The sequence below is a fragment of the Avrilella dinanensis genome (genome assembly GCF_002807015.1).
GTDB classification, from domain to species: domain Bacteria; phylum Bacteroidota; class Bacteroidia; order Flavobacteriales; family Flavobacteriaceae; genus Flavobacterium; species Flavobacterium dinanensis.
Genome location: NZ_NIPO01000001.1, coordinates 969,319 through 983,940 on the forward strand (window position 1 = coordinate 969,319; position 14,622 = coordinate 983,940).

The window sequence follows — 14,622 nt, forward strand, 5'->3', positions numbered from 1 at the left end:
AAACCACCAAATTGTTTTTTTGTTATCAACCTGCTTCGGCTGCATGAAACTGTGATTGATACAAACTTTTATAATGTCCGTTTTCTATTTGCAGCAACTCTTGATGTGTGCCTTTTTCAACAATTTGCCCTTGGTCCATCACGATAATCACGTCAGCGTGGGTAATGGTCGCCAAACGATGTGCAATAATAATAGAAGTTCGGTCTTTGGTCAGGATTTTAATCGCCTGTTGGATAAGCTCTTCCGAATGGGAATCGATTGACGAAGTTGCCTCGTCCAAAATTAAAATACTTGGCTGGCTCATATAGGCACGCAAAAACGAAATCAATTGCCGCTGCCCCGATGAAATCATCGCTCCGCGTTCTTTGACATTATAATCATACCCTCCCGGCAACGTTCCAATAAAATCATGCACCCCGATTTTCTTTGCAGCTTCAACGACATCTTCTTTGCTGATTGCGGGATTGTTTAACGTGATATTGTTCAAAATACTGTCGCTGAACAAAAACACATCTTGCAATACAATCGCGATTTGCCGGCGTAAACTTTGTAGCGTAAACGCGTTGATATCCGTACCGTCGATGGTAATTTTTCCACTGTCAATTTCATAAAACCTGCTCAATAAATTAATCATCGTCGATTTTCCCGCTCCGGACGAACCCACAATCGCCACGGTTTGCCCGGGCTGAATGTTCAGATTTATGCCTTTCAGCACTTCTACTTCCGGATTGTAGCTAAATCTTACTTCCTGAAAATCAATATTTCCTTGAAATTTTGGGGCAATCTGATTTCCTTCTGTCTGAATCACATCGTCTCTGTCCATGATTTCAAAAACGCGGTCGGCAGCCACAATTCCCATCTGCATCACGTTGAATTTATCGGCAATTTGTCTAAGCGGATTAAACAACATCGGTATCATCATGGTGTAGGCAACCAAATCTCCGGTAGTCGTCAGATTACCTCCACCGATGATATTGAAACCTCCGAAAATTACAACGCAACCCAACGTTATCTGAGAAACGAAATCGGCTATTGGAAAAAATATGGAGTTGTATAAAATGTTTTTTTGCCACGCCTGATTGTGCTTTTGGTTGATTTCTTCAAACTTTTCATATTCCTGTTTTTCTCGGGTAAACAGCTGGACGATTTTCATTCCGGTTATACGTTCCTGTACAAATGAATTCAGATTGGCGACTTGCGTTCTCACTTCGTCAAAGGCTTTTTTCATGTGTTGTTGAAAAACCCTTGTAGCATAGAGCAACACAGGCATTGCCGCCATCACGACAAACGTGAGTTTCCAATTCATAAAAAACATAATGCCAAGCACGACCACCATTTTCAGTACATCTGAAATAATCATAAACAGTCCCTGGCTGAAAATACTGGCAATAGATTCGATATCGGAAACATTCCGGGTAATCAGCCTTCCGACCGATTCTTTATCAAAATAACGAAGTTTGAAATGGGTAATTTTATGAAAAAGTTCTTCCCGAATATCTTTTACAATCCGCTGTCCGAGCCAGCTGGCACTGTATGAAAACGAATATTGTGAAACCACTTCCACCAGAAGTACAACGCCTATCAAAAAACTGTACATTGCTAATCCGTTGGCATCTTTTACTTCCACATAATTATCGACAATTTGCTTAACCATATAAGGCCTTAAAGCAGCAAATGCCGATAGCAATATCACGCTGGCAATAACGATGATGACCACAAATTTGTATGGCGTGATATAACGTAAAACTTTTCTGAGTGTGCTTGTATTTATTTTTTTCATAGATAAGGATAACTAACTTCAACAAGGTGCAAACCGCATGCCGGCACCGAAAATCCGGCTTTGCCCCTGTCTTTGCTTTGTATAATTTTGTGTACATCTTCAGGCTCAATTTTTCCCAAACCAACATTGACCAGCGTTCCGACAACAGCCCGAACCATATTCCGCAAGAATCGATTTGCCGTTATCGTAAATACCCATTGATGTTCGGCAACATTCGTCCATTCAGCCTGATAGATTTTACAAAGATAGGTGTAAACATCGGTATGTGTTTTAGAAAAACATTCAAAATCTTCATATTCAAACAAGATTTTGGCAGCTTGGTTCATTTTGTCAAAATCCAACGGACGGTGATTGTACCAGCTTGTTTCATTCAAAAAGGGATTTTTTTTCGTATGCAGATAATATTCATATTTGCGTTGGGTGGCATCGAAACGGGCGTGTGCATCGTCATTGACCGGAAAAATCCGGTAAACGGCAATGTCTTTAGACAAGAAAGAATTCAGTTTGGCGACCAGTTTGGCTTCATCAATTTCCTGATGCCAGTCAAAATGTGCATACATCTGCCGGGCGTGTACGCCTGCATCTGTTCGTCCGGCACCAACCAATTCCAGTTCAGCCGGCAACAACAAACCGAACGCCTTTGTCATTTCTTCCTGAACTGTAACGGCGTTGGGTTGTGACTGCCAGCCGTGATAACGGGTGCCATTATATGCAAATTCTACGAAATATCTCAATCTTTAAAAATTTAACGTTACAAAGATACTTCAATTACCCCGAACGTACCATTAACAAAAAACTAAATATTTTCTTATCTTTGTAATACTAAGAGCATTTGAAAATGTACAAAGCCATAACCATAGACCGTGAAAATCTGACCCTGATGGGTGTGCAGTTTAAAGACCTAAAAACACTCGAAAGCACAGCAAATGCTATCGGGAGCAATATGTTTGAAGGTTTTGAACCGACTACTGAATTAATTCAATTATATTTAGATTGGAAAAACGGTTTAATCTCAGAAATGGATTTTTTAGCCAAGTTGCATAACATTCATGGAAAATAGTTACAGATATATTGACTCTGAATTAAAATATACTTATAAAAATGGTGTATTGCGTAATTTAGCCAATATTGTGGACGAAAAAATTTTGTTGGTCTATGAGAGCTTAAAAGTTTCTAAAAGAGTTGAAGAATTATTTAACAATCCCGTCAAAATTAAAAGTACAGCAAGTTTGCTTAGTATTCACAAACATTTATTTCAGGATATTTATGAATGGGCGGGTAAGCTCCGGACTGTAAATATCAGCAAAGACGGAAAGCCTTTCTTTGACGAGGAACGGTTTGACACCGCTTTTCAATACATCGACAGTTTAATTGCTGAATACAAATCTATCGACAACAACGACAAAACAATACTGGCAAATAAATTAGCCGAAATTTTAGATAACGTAAATTATTTGCACCCTTTCAGAGAAGGTAACGGACGTGTACAAAGAGAATTTTTGCGTTCACTCGCCTTGGAAAAAGGGCTGAAACTCAACTTGAATCCGCCTGATAATATGGATATTTACAATCGCTATATGCAAGGAACAATAAACAGCGATGTTCAAATATTATCAAAATTAATTTTGGAGCTGATTTCTGAATCTTAATCAAAAAAAACACCATGCGTCAACTATTTTTATTACTCACTTTTTTGTTTGCTTTTGGGGCAAATGCCCAGAAATTTGAAGATTATTTCATCGACAAAACCCTGCGTTTGGATTACATTTTTGCTGGAAACAGTGACAAACAACATGTTTTTCTGAGCGATTTAGTACAACTGAATCAATGGCACGGACGAAAAGGAAATCTAAGCACCACCCCCATTCAGGGTTATGGACAAATCAAAGTGTATGATGAAACGACCCGACAGTTGATTTACGTTTTGCCTTTCGGAAGTTTGTTTCAGGAATGGCTGACTTTGGACGAAGCTAAAACTGCATCAAAAAGCTTTGAAAATTCTTATCTCATTCCCTTTCCAAAAAACAAAATCAATGTACAGGTTTCTTTTTTTGACGCTTACCACAAAGAGAAAATTTTGCTTAAGCACACCATTGACCCAGCAGATATTCTCATTCGGAAAGCCACAGAAAACAACGATGTTCCGTATGAAATCATTCACAAATCTTCGGTAGAAAACCCGATTAAAATTGCCATCGTTGCCGAAGGTTTTCAGCAAGACGAAATGCCTCTTTTTATGGATTATGCCCGACAAGCCATGGAAAGTCTATTCAAACATAAAGCCTTTAAAAAACATCAAAATGCTTTTGAAATTGTCGCTGTGAAATCGGTTTCGGAAGATTCAAACGTGAGTGTTCCTTCACAAAATATTTGGCATTCAACGGCTGTTCAATCACATTTTGACACTTTTTATTCCGAACGGTATCTAACGACTTCACACATTAAATCACTGCACGGTTTGCTGGAAAGTGTGCCTTATCAGCATATTATTATTCTTGCCAATACAGATGTTTACGGCGGTGGCGGTATTTTGAATTCCTACACACTTACCACAACAAAAAACAAACAATTTGCTCCGGTGGTGGTACATGAATTCGGGCACAGTTTTGCCGGATTGGCAGACGAATATTTTTACGAAGAAGACGTTTTTGAAAACAAAGCAGTACAACAAACTGAACCTTGGGAAAAAAACATCACTTCATTGGTTGATTTTACAAGTAAATGGCAGGATTTGGTGGCAGAAACAACACCGATTCCGACCCCTGATTCATTGATGAATGCTGTACAAATCGGTGCATTTGAAGGGTTAAAAGGAAACGGTTTATACATTCCATCACATCATTGCCGAATGAAAATCAATCAGGCGGAAGATTTTTGCCAGGTATGTAGTCGTGCTATCGAAGAAATGATTTTATTTTACACCTCCAACGAATCTGAATAATGAAAATTCTCTTATTATCCGACACACACAGTTATATTGACGAACGGATTTTACATCATGTACAAAATGCAGACGAAGTGTGGCATGCCGGCGATATCGGCAATTTGGCTGTTACGGATAAAATCCGGGAGCTCAAACCGCTCAGAGCAGTATATGGAAACATCGACGGCACGGAAGCCCGAAAAGATTTTCCGCTGAACCAGCTTTTTACCTGTGAAAAAGTCAAGGTATTGATGACGCATATTGGCGGATATCCGGGAAGATATGCCAAAGGAATAAAAGATTTACTGCTCAAAGAACGACCTCAGATTTTCATTAGCGGGCATTCACATATTTTAAAAGTACAATATGATAATCAGCTGAATATTTTACATCTGAATCCTGGGGCAGCTGGCATATACGGACATCATCAGGCAAGGACTATGCTCAGGTTTGAAATAATCGGTTCGGATATTAAAAACATGGAAATCATTGAATTAAAGAAATAATTCAACACAAAAAAGGCTACTGATTTCTCAATAGCCTTACATTCTATTTACTTACAAAAAACAAAAGTTAAATTTGCTTTTCTGTTTCTCTTTTTTCCTTTCTTTCCTGCAACATATCTCTGGTACCACCGACAGCCCATACTATGGCTACGTTGACCAAAAACAACATCAACCAAAATCCCATTAACAAGATAACAACTCCTATTATAAAAGCTAAATATTGACTAAATCCAAACATTTTGATTACGATTTTATTGTTATGCAAATGTAACCCATAATTTTTAATATACAAACACCTGACTAAAAATTTTTATAGAATATTTTACCGTTAAACAGATAATGAGTAATTTTAGGCAAAATTTTTATCAACACAAAATTAATCATTATAAATCATGGAATTTCGTATCGAGAAAGACACTATGGGAGAAGTGAAAGTACCTGCTGACAAATATTGGGGTGCTCAAACGGAACGTTCCCGAAACAATTTTAAAATAGGCAAACCGGCAAGTATGCCTAAAGAAATCATTGAAGGTTTTGCCTATCTGAAAAAGGCTGCTGCATTTGCCAACTGCGAATTGGGCGTTTTGCCTGTCGAAAAACGTAATGCCATAGCTCAGGTTTGCGACGAAATACTGGAAGGCAAATTGAACGACCAGTTTCCGTTAGTAATCTGGCAAACAGGTTCCGGAACGCAGTCAAACATGAACGTTAATGAAGTGGTTGCCAACCGTGCACAAGTTTTGGCAGGCGGAAAAATCGGCGAAGGCGAACCGGTATTGAAAGCGAATGATGACGTAAATAAATCTCAATCATCTAACGATACTTTCCCCACCGGAATGCACATTGCGGCATATAAAGCAGTGGTAAAGAAAACGATTCCGGGCGTTGAACAATTAAAACGCACTTTGGAAGAAAAAGCTAAAGCATTCAAAGATGTAGTAAAAATCGGTAGAACACACCTGATGGACGCCACTCCCCTAACCTTAGGGCAAGAACTTTCGGGTTATGCCATGCAGTTGGAATATGGACTGAAAGCATTGAAAAACACTTTAGCTCATTTATCTGAACTGGCATTGGGTGGTACAGCTGTAGGAACAGGTTTGAACACACCAGACGGATATGACGTTTTGGTTGCTAAATATATCGCAGATTTCACAGGATTACCTTTCGTGACGGCAGCAAACAAATTTGAGGCTTTGGCAGCACATGACGCTATTGTGGAAACGCACGGTGCGTTAAAACAATTAGCAGTTTCTTTAAATAAAATAGCTAACGACATCAGAATGCTGGCATCGGGACCTCGTTCGGGAATCGGAGAGATTATTATTCCGGAAAACGAGCCGGGTTCATCTATTATGCCCGGAAAAGTAAATCCTACTCAATGCGAAGCTTTAACCATGGTAGCTGCACAGGTTATGGGCAACGACGTGGCAATTACCATTGGTGGTACACAAGGGCATTACGAACTGAATGTATTCAAACCGATGATGGCGGCAAACTTTTTAGAATCTGCCAATTTGATTGCTGATGCTTGTATTTCTTTCGATCTGCACTGTGCTCAGGGTATCGAGCCAAACCACGAAAGAATTCAAAGTCTGTTGGATAATTCATTGATGCTTGTTACTGCACTGAATACCAAAATCGGTTATTACAAAGCGGCTGAAATCGCTCAAACTGCCCACAAAAACGGAACTACCTTGAAAGAAGAAGCTGTGAGATTAGGCTATCTTACTCCGGAAGAATTTGACGAATGGGTTAAACCGGAAAAAATGGTAGGGAAAATAAATTTATAAATCAATACCTTAAAATAGAAGAAAGCCACAGATTGCAATAATTAACACAAATTGTTTCGTGAAAATTAGTGCAATTTGTGGCTAATTTTTTTCTTTTTACTACAAAAAAAATGGGCAGCCTAACAAGACGTCAAGCTACCCACCAAAAACTACATTAACTACTACTTTTTTGAAAAAACTACTTACTACTTTTTTGGTAAATGTCCAGTAAATATTTTTCAGAACTACTTTTGCTTATTTAATTGCAAACGGTATGCCAAAACATCTTTACTATAGTTTTACCTGCTTTTTATATCGGTCTTGTGTACATCAATTCCACAATGTGTAGATTTCACTCCACAAATTTACAGATTTTAATTCATTCTGCAATGATTGAAACGATTTATTTTTAGGCATTAGTTAAGAGCCAAGAAGAAAGAATCAAAAGCCATTAGTTGGTCTCGGTCATCACTTTGTCACCTCTCGTCACTTCGTCACTTCTCGTCACAGTTAGCACAACAACATATATAAGCCCTACGGGTTTCTTCCAACATCAAATATCTGACAACAATCTGAAAAATAATCCTTTAAAATATCTTTCGTATTAAAAAAAGTATTAATTTTGCATTCGCTTTTACTAAGATAAAGAGTTTCGGTAAAGGTTTGACAAAAAACAATTTAATCACTTCTGAGGTTATTTCTGAAGAAACTCTGTAACATCAGAATACAAAATTTTAATCAGACATGTCTGAACAAACACAAACACAAGAAGAATTCTTACGAGGTTTTGACTGGGATACGTATGAAAACGGTATCGCAAAAGTTGACAACCAACAATTGAACGAATTCGAACAATTAGTTGACAAAACTTTTATCTCTACTGACGATTCAGAAGTAGTACAAGGTATTGTTGTCAGAATTACCGACAGAGATGCTATTGTTGACATCAATGCAAAATCTGAAGGCGTAATCTCTTTAAATGAATTCAGATACAATCCTGACCTTAAAGTTGGGGACAAAGTAGATGTATTGATTGACGTAAGAGAGGACAAAAACGGACAATTGGTATTGTCTCACAGAAAAGCCCGTACAATCAAAGCATGGGAGCGTGTAATCAAAGCACATGAAACAGGCGAAATCGTAAACGGTTTTGTGAAATGCAGAACTAAAGGTGGTATGATTGTGGACGTATTCGGTATCGAGGCGTTCTTACCAGGGTCACAAATTGACGTGAAACCTATCCGTGATTACGACCAATATGTAAATAAAACTATGGAATTCAAAGTGGTAAAAATCAACCACGAATTCAAAAACGTTGTAGTTTCTCACAAAGCACTTATCGAGGCTGATATCGAAGAACAGAAAAAAGAAATCATCGGTCAGTTAGAAAAAGGACAAGTATTAGAAGGTGTAGTTAAAAACATCACTTCATACGGTGTATTCATCGATTTAGGAGGTGTTGACGGATTAATCCACATCACTGACCTGTCTTGGTCTCGTATCAACCACCCATCTGAGGTATTGGAATTAGACCAAAAACTGAATGTTGTAATCTTAGACTTTGATGACGAAAAAACACGTATCCAATTAGGATTGAAACAACTTCACGCCCACCCGTGGGACGCTTTGGACGCTGAACTTAAAGTAGGTGACAAAGTAAAAGGTAAAGTAGTTGTTTTAGCTGACTATGGTGCATTCATTGAAGTAGCTGAAGGCGTAGAAGGATTAATCCACGTTTCTGAAATGTCATGGTCAACTCACTTGCGCTCGGCTCAGGATTTCGTAAGCGTTGGCGACGAAGTAGAAGCTGTTATCCTTACTTTAGACAGAGAAGAAAGAAAAATGTCATTGGGCATCAAGCAATTGACCCCTGACCCATGGACTGATATCACTGCTAAATACCCAGTAGGTTCTAAACACACAGGTACAGTTCGTAACTTCACCAACTTCGGTGTATTCGTAGAATTAGAAGAAGGTATTGACGGATTGGTTTACATCTCTGACTTATCTTGGACTAAGAAAGTGAAACACCCTTCTGAAGTAGTAAATGTTGGCGACCAATTAGAAGTTATCGTTCTTGAATTAGACGTTGACGGAAGAAAGTTATCTTTAGGTCATAAACAAACTACTGCAAACCCTTGGGATAAATACGAAGAGGAGTTTGGCGTAGGTACTGTTCACAATGCTACTCTTGAAGATGTTAATGATAAGGGAGCAACTATTCCTTTCAACGAAGACATCGTAGCATTTATCCCTTCACGTCTTTTAGAAAAAGAAGACGGTAAGAAGTTGAAAAAAGGAGACAACGCAGATTTCAAAGTAATCGAATTCAACAAAGAATTCAAGCGTGTTGTTGCATCTCATACAGCTACTTTCCGTGAGGAAGAAGAGAAAAACATGAAACAAGCTGCTGAAAAAGCTGCTAATACACAAGCTGAAAAAACCACTTTAGGTGATTTGGACGCTTTAGCAGAATTAAAAGCAAAAATGGACGGAGAGAAATAATTCATTCATTCTCAATACAAACCCCGGATTTTAAAAGTCCGGGGTTTTCTTTTTTGTAAAAGGCAAAAAACGTATCAATAAAAATAACAGTTTCTATATTGCCACCTCAAAAAAGTTATTTATTTTTGCAAGCCCTAAGAAATGTCTTAGGGCAGGAATGTTTAATTAAATTATTAGTAAAAAGTGGAAAGTTTAAGTTACAAGACACAATCTTTGAACAGCCAGACTGCTGACAAGCAATGGGTGCTCATCGACGCTGAGGGTCAGACTTTGGGTAGATTGTCTTCCGAAATAGCTAAGCTACTTCGTGGAAAACACAAACCAGGGTTCACGCCTCACGTGGACTGCGGAGATAACGTAGTGGTTATCAACNTTTTGTACTTTTTTTTGAAAAAAATTCAAAGTCTTATTCCCTATCCAAAAATCTATAATGTACTTTATCCTAAACCCCCATCTCCTATCCCAAACGAGGACGCAAATATAAAACTCTTTTATCAAATAATGCAAGTGAAATGAGAAGATTTTTATCCCTTTTATTGAAATATATACTCAAGTGGCTACAAACGAACCCGTTGGAAGCGGAAATGTTTTTAAAAGAAAATGGAGACACTAAAAGTATCTCCATTTTTTGTTCATTTGTTTTACTTACCTAACCTCACGAACCAACTGAACATATCCAGTTTTTATTCCGGTTGGTGTTATAAAATGATAATAATATGTTCCGTCTGGCAACAGGTTGCCGCTATTAGACTGTCCTTCCCATTGATCGGTATATCCTATACCGTGAGAATACACTTCTATTCCATCACGATTGAAAATCTTCAATTCTAACAAATGGTATTCTGTTAAATCAAATGCATCATTTAACCCGTCACCATTCGGAGATATTCCTCTTTGCGGTGTACATTGAATTACCTGAATATCATATCTGTGACTGAAAACGCAACCAATTTCATTTTCAATATTAATATAAAGGGTATGATTTCCTTCTCCTAATATTGTTCCTGGCTGAACACGCTCTCCTTCACCGAATTCTGAAGCACTATAATATTGTCCGGCAGGTAGTTCGGGCACTAAATATCCATCACAAATCACAACATCTTCAGGCAGTTGAGGGTCTAGAGTTTCTGTTGCCACAATATTAAAGCTGGTAAATGAATAACAACCTGTTTCTTCGTTCAATATTGCCATATAGATTGTGGTCGGCAGTTCATCTACCACAAATTCTGTCAAATCTCCCGTAATTGGATTTTCCAAATCATAGGCATCCTCCTGATCGAGATAATAGCCTTCGAACACTATTGATGCAATTGTCTGATTTCTGAAAAACTCTTCTACTTGTGTTAAATCTGTTGGAGTAAAATAATCAGGATATACACAAATCGGGATATCATCATGTGGTGTAAAATCCAATAGCGGTTTGCGAATGATATCAAATTCAAATACCTGAACACACTCGGTCAATGTGTTATACACTCTGAGGTATATAGTAACCGGGATTGCTTCAGGTGTATATGCCTCAGGATTTTCGATAGCATCGACATCATTCTTTGCATTATCCTCACTCAAATGATAAGAGTATTCAAAATCGGCACCGCCTACTTTATACTGGTCAAATACCGGTTCATGAATTGTAATATCTACCTCAGGCATTCTGCCCGGAACAACACAAACCGGAATATCTTGCAAATCTTCCTCTAATACTATAATCGGGTATATTTCAATAAGCACACTATCACTGATACCGCAAGTTGTATTTCCTTCATAATAAGCCTCAATTCGATATACACCGGTTTCCGTAACTATTAACGTTGGTCCGGTTTCTCCTTCAATAAGCACATCGTCTTTGTACCATTCAAAAGTATATTTCTCAGGGTCTAATTGTGTATCCAGCAACACCTGGTCGTCTTCACATACTGCATTTAAATCCTCAATCAACATATCACCGCCTAAATCAACCGAACCTATATCAAAACTCCCCCCTTCAAGGAATACTGCTGAATCAAAAGACGCATCTCCCCTATCTTGAATCACCATTTTAATACGATAAGTTTTTCCTGGCGTTACAGCACTCTCCGCCGTCATAGGTACAGTCCAACCTCTGTAATTAATTGGATTTATTAACGGTAATTGCCCATTATACTGCCCATTAGGGTAGTATAATTCATGGAAATATTCCGGGTTTGCATCCCCGCAATTTGTAGAACCTGGAGGAGAATGAATTTCTTTTCTGATGGTTATTACAGAAATAGGGTCAGTCGTATCTGGCACTATAGCCAAGTTTTCCGTCACACCTGTATCTATATCTGTTAAGAAAAATGCAAAGGCATCTGAAAAACTACATTGAAAAGATCCTCCATACTCATTAGAAGCAAAAATAAAATTAAATTTCAAACTATCTGTGGCCGGTGTAAAATCAAACTCCAATATTGTAGCATTGTGATAATCATCATTATTTCCTAACACAGTATGCATATAGTCTGTCAATTGCTCATCATCCGGCCAGCTATTCATATTTCCTGATTGTATAGGTTGTTCCGAAGGACCTTCTGAATCTATCGCTCTACAAGTAGCCAATACAATCCCATTTTCGAATGGAAACTGCGAGCCATTTTTTTCAAAATAAGCAATACCATTTACATCGTTGAAATCCGTCCCCGTTACCCAACTGATATTTTCTATTCCGGTACAATTCCCAGCATCACCAATCAATACATCTTCAACCAATTCCGGAACAGTATGTTCGTCGTCTGCTACACGAATTGGTGGGAATAATGAAATTACACACATTTCAAAGTCAAATTCATCTGTGGCTGAAACAGTAATTACTCTGACTTTATAGGTCTCACCCGGCGTTAAATCATTCACAACAAGCTCCGTAGTTTGACCACATTCAATCGGATCGAGATAACCGGTGCAAATATCCTCTTCATATACCTCAATATGGACATTCCAAGCACTTGCCTCAGTACTAAGAACAACCCCATGTGTAGTGGTTATAGCCTCAAACTCATACCATACATCTACAACCGGTTCATTAAAATCGTTACACCCATCACTAGCTCCCTCACTTAGGGTAGCGTCCAAAAATGTTCCAGAAACAGTTTCTTCACATTCCATTGTTTCGCTTACCGGCAATTCTACCGCCCCATCGCAATCATCATTATCCGGAGCTTGCAATGTTCTAACACAAACATCAAATGTAGAATTATTGGTAGCTGAATAAGTAGAAACCCTGATTTTGTAAGTATCTCCAATCGTTAATCCAGACAATGTTATTGTACCCTGCCCACAGGCAATAGGTTCTGCCCCCGGCGTATTACAATCAGCTTCTTCAAAAACCTCCACATAGGTAGTCCAAGTATCGGCAACGTTTAATATAGAAACTTTATGTATTGTATCAGTAGCTTCAAATTCAAACCACACATCTTTAACAGCTTCATCCCAATCATAACAAGCTATCACCCCCCCCACAGAGGAAAGTGTTGCATCATCAAAAGTACCGGGAGTTGTTAATGTACAACTTGCATCTGTGTTTACCGGTACATCAGTCGCTTCGTCACAATCATCATTATCCGGAGCGTTTAAGGTTCTAACGCAGATATCAAATGTAGAATTATTAGTTGCCGAGTAGGTAGAAACTCTAACTTTATAAGTGTCACCAATTGTTAATCCAGACAAAGTTATTACATCCTGACCACAAGAAATAGGCTCTGCACCCGGTGTATTACAATCAACTTCTTCGAAAACTTCTATATAACTACTCCAGCTCTCGTTATTATTTAACATAGAAACTTTATGCACGACATCAGTTGCCTCAAATTCAAACCAAACATCTTTGACAGCCTCATCCCATTCATAGCAAGTTATCAAGCCTCCAATAGAAGAAAGTGTTGCGTCCTCAAAAGTACCAGGAACAGTTAACGTACACGTTGCATCTGTGTTTACCGGTACATCAATCGCTTCGTCACAATCGTCATTCTCCGGAGTGTTCAACGTTCTTACGCAAATATCAAAACTGGAAGTTAGATTCCAGGTAGAAAAAACTCTGATCTTATAAGTTTCACCAACAGTTAACCCTGAAGCCATTACTGGACTGTTTCCGCAAGTCATAGGCTCAGATGTAGAATCATCACAAATATCATCGGAAAAAACCTGTATATACATACTATAAGTATCAAATGAATTCAAAATTGATATAGCATGAGCCGATTCTGTTGCTTCAAACTCAAACCAAACATCCTGATAAATAGTTGACCAGGCGTCACAAGGTCCAGGCATATCTTCCGACAGCGTTGCTCCTTGAAAAGTGCCGCTGGCAGTTAAGTCACAAGTAGCATCAGTGTTTACAGGTACCTCGGTAGCTGCATCACACTCGTCATTTGCTATGACTGTCATAAATACAAAAGATCTCCAACCACTAATATCATCAGTAGCTGCGTCACATATTGCCCGGACATAAAATTCGTAAGTTGTTGTTCCTTCCAAATCTTCAAAAGTATATGGATTGTCTGTTGTCAGAATAATATCATCTTCATCGCCACTTGGTTCTCCCGAACCTGCGGGCACGACAATCACTTCCCACTCCGTTGCATCGCCTTGCTCTGTCCAGCTAATTGTCGCAGAATCTACTGTAACTTCTGCCTCTACATTTATTGGTTTAGGGCAAGAAGGTGCTGTACAATCGACCACGCCTGTATAAAGTTCAGAATCTGGCGAACCAGTATCTGGAGGTTTTGAATAAACTTCTTCTCCAAAAGCGTCTAAAATTGTAATGCCTACTTCATCTTGCCAAGAGCCTCCAGAGTTCCAAAATAATGAAAACGGCTCTCCATCACATAATGCGATTTCTATCGAGCCTGTCGCTCCACCTGTTAAACCAAATGTCTCAACTTCTTCTTCGTTTTGAAAAACAGTCATTGTGCCTCCACTCCAACCATCGCCAAATTCATCCGTCATTACGAATGTGTAGGTACATTGGTTAGCCTCGTCACAATCTACTGCATCGTTGATTGCTTCTGCTGTGGCAACATTACCTTCTTTTAGAAAATTAACCTCTAATGGGTTAATTACTCCAAAAGCAACAAATGATATCGCCAAAGTCAAAAATAATAGATATTGTTTTTTCATAATAAA

Annotated in this window: 10 protein-coding genes and 1 pseudogene; 7 read left to right on the forward strand and 4 right to left on the reverse strand. The window is 38.5% G+C overall.

The features are described from left to right. Positions 1-25: 25 nt before the first annotated feature. The gene (locus CDL10_RS04610) at positions 26-1,780 is read right to left on the reverse strand and encodes an ABC transporter ATP-binding protein (protein ID WP_100677450.1); all 1,755 of its coding nucleotides are present in this window, start codon (positions 1,778-1,780) and stop codon (positions 26-28) included. Then, complete coding sequence (truA, locus tag CDL10_RS04615) at positions 1,777-2,514, reverse strand: tRNA pseudouridine(38-40) synthase TruA (RefSeq protein WP_100677451.1); 738 nt, start codon at positions 2,512-2,514, stop codon at positions 1,777-1,779. Before truA ends, CDL10_RS04610 begins: the two co-directional genes overlap by 4 nt. A gap of 104 nt (positions 2,515-2,618) precedes the next feature. On the opposite strand from truA, the gene CDL10_RS04620 reads away from it, so the two are divergent. From CDL10_RS04620 to CDL10_RS04635, 4 genes are read left to right on the forward strand one after another with little or no spacing between them, the layout of a single operon-like run. After that, positions 2,619-2,840: an antitoxin VbhA family protein gene (locus CDL10_RS04620; RefSeq protein ID WP_100677452.1), complete on the forward strand. Its 222-nt coding sequence runs from the start codon at positions 2,619-2,621 to the stop codon at positions 2,838-2,840. Then, positions 2,830-3,429, forward strand: a complete 600-nt coding sequence (locus tag CDL10_RS04625) for a Fic/DOC family protein (RefSeq protein WP_100677453.1) — start codon at positions 2,830-2,832, stop codon at positions 3,427-3,429. Before CDL10_RS04620 ends, CDL10_RS04625 begins: the two co-directional genes overlap by 11 nt. 14 nt (positions 3,430-3,443) lie before the next feature. Continuing rightward, positions 3,444-4,721 (forward strand): M64 family metallopeptidase, encoded by a 1,278-nt coding sequence (locus CDL10_RS04630; protein ID WP_100677454.1) that lies wholly within the window; start codon positions 3,444-3,446, stop codon positions 4,719-4,721. Beyond that, positions 4,718-5,209: a metallophosphoesterase family protein gene (locus tag CDL10_RS04635; protein ID WP_207760158.1), complete on the forward strand. Its 492-nt coding sequence runs from the start codon at positions 4,718-4,720 to the stop codon at positions 5,207-5,209. The genes CDL10_RS04630 and CDL10_RS04635 overlap by 4 nt, the downstream gene beginning before the upstream one ends. Positions 5,210-5,276: 67 nt before the next feature. Here the strand turns inward: CDL10_RS04635 and CDL10_RS11405 are convergent, their stop codons facing one another. Further along, entirely contained in the window at positions 5,277-5,447 is a 171-nt protein-coding gene (locus CDL10_RS11405; RefSeq protein ID WP_165772982.1) for a hypothetical protein, read from the reverse strand. A gap of 154 nt (positions 5,448-5,601) precedes the next feature. On the opposite strand from CDL10_RS11405, the gene fumC reads away from it, so the two are divergent. The 3 genes and pseudogenes from fumC to CDL10_RS11500 all read left to right on the forward strand — a co-directional run. Further along, positions 5,602-7,002, forward strand: coding sequence for a class II fumarate hydratase (gene fumC, locus CDL10_RS04640; protein WP_100677456.1), 1,401 nt, complete (start codon positions 5,602-5,604; stop codon positions 7,000-7,002). 723 nt (positions 7,003-7,725) lie between these two features. Further along, on the forward strand, positions 7,726-9,486 hold the full coding sequence (gene rpsA, locus CDL10_RS04645) for a 30S ribosomal protein S1 (protein ID WP_100677457.1): 1,761 nt from the start codon (positions 7,726-7,728) through the stop codon (positions 9,484-9,486). 183 nt (positions 9,487-9,669) lie between these two features. Next, positions 9,670-9,858: pseudogene (locus tag CDL10_RS11500) on the forward strand (uL13 family ribosomal protein); the annotation flags it as partial. A 273-nt stretch (positions 9,859-10,131) separates the two neighbouring features. On the opposite strand, the gene CDL10_RS04655 reads toward CDL10_RS11500, so the two are convergent. Beyond that, a complete protein-coding gene (locus CDL10_RS04655; protein WP_100677459.1) occupies positions 10,132-14,616 on the reverse strand; it encodes a choice-of-anchor L domain-containing protein in 4,485 nt (1,494 codons plus the stop codon). Positions 14,617-14,622 lie beyond the last annotated feature (6 nt).

Coding starts and splice junctions, on each gene's coding strand:
- CDL10_RS04630 (WP_100677454.1), top strand. CDS start 3,444: ATGCGTCAACTATTTTTATTACTCACTTTTTTGTTTGCTTTTGGGGCA.
- CDL10_RS04625 (WP_100677453.1), top strand. CDS start 2,830: ATGGAAAATAGTTACAGATATATTGACTCTGAATTAAAATATACTTAT.
- CDL10_RS11405 (WP_165772982.1), bottom strand. CDS start 5,447: ATGTTTGGATTTAGTCAATATTTAGCTTTTATAATAGGAGTTGTTATC.
- rpsA (WP_100677457.1), top strand. CDS start 7,726: ATGTCTGAACAAACACAAACACAAGAAGAATTCTTACGAGGTTTTGAC.
- CDL10_RS04610 (WP_100677450.1), bottom strand. CDS start 1,780: ATGAAAAAAATAAATACAAGCACACTCAGAAAAGTTTTACGTTATATC.
- CDL10_RS04620 (WP_100677452.1), top strand. CDS start 2,619: ATGTACAAAGCCATAACCATAGACCGTGAAAATCTGACCCTGATGGGT.
- fumC (WP_100677456.1), top strand. CDS start 5,602: ATGGAATTTCGTATCGAGAAAGACACTATGGGAGAAGTGAAAGTACCT.
- CDL10_RS04655 (WP_100677459.1), bottom strand. CDS start 14,616: ATGAAAAAACAATATCTATTATTTTTGACTTTGGCGATATCATTTGTT.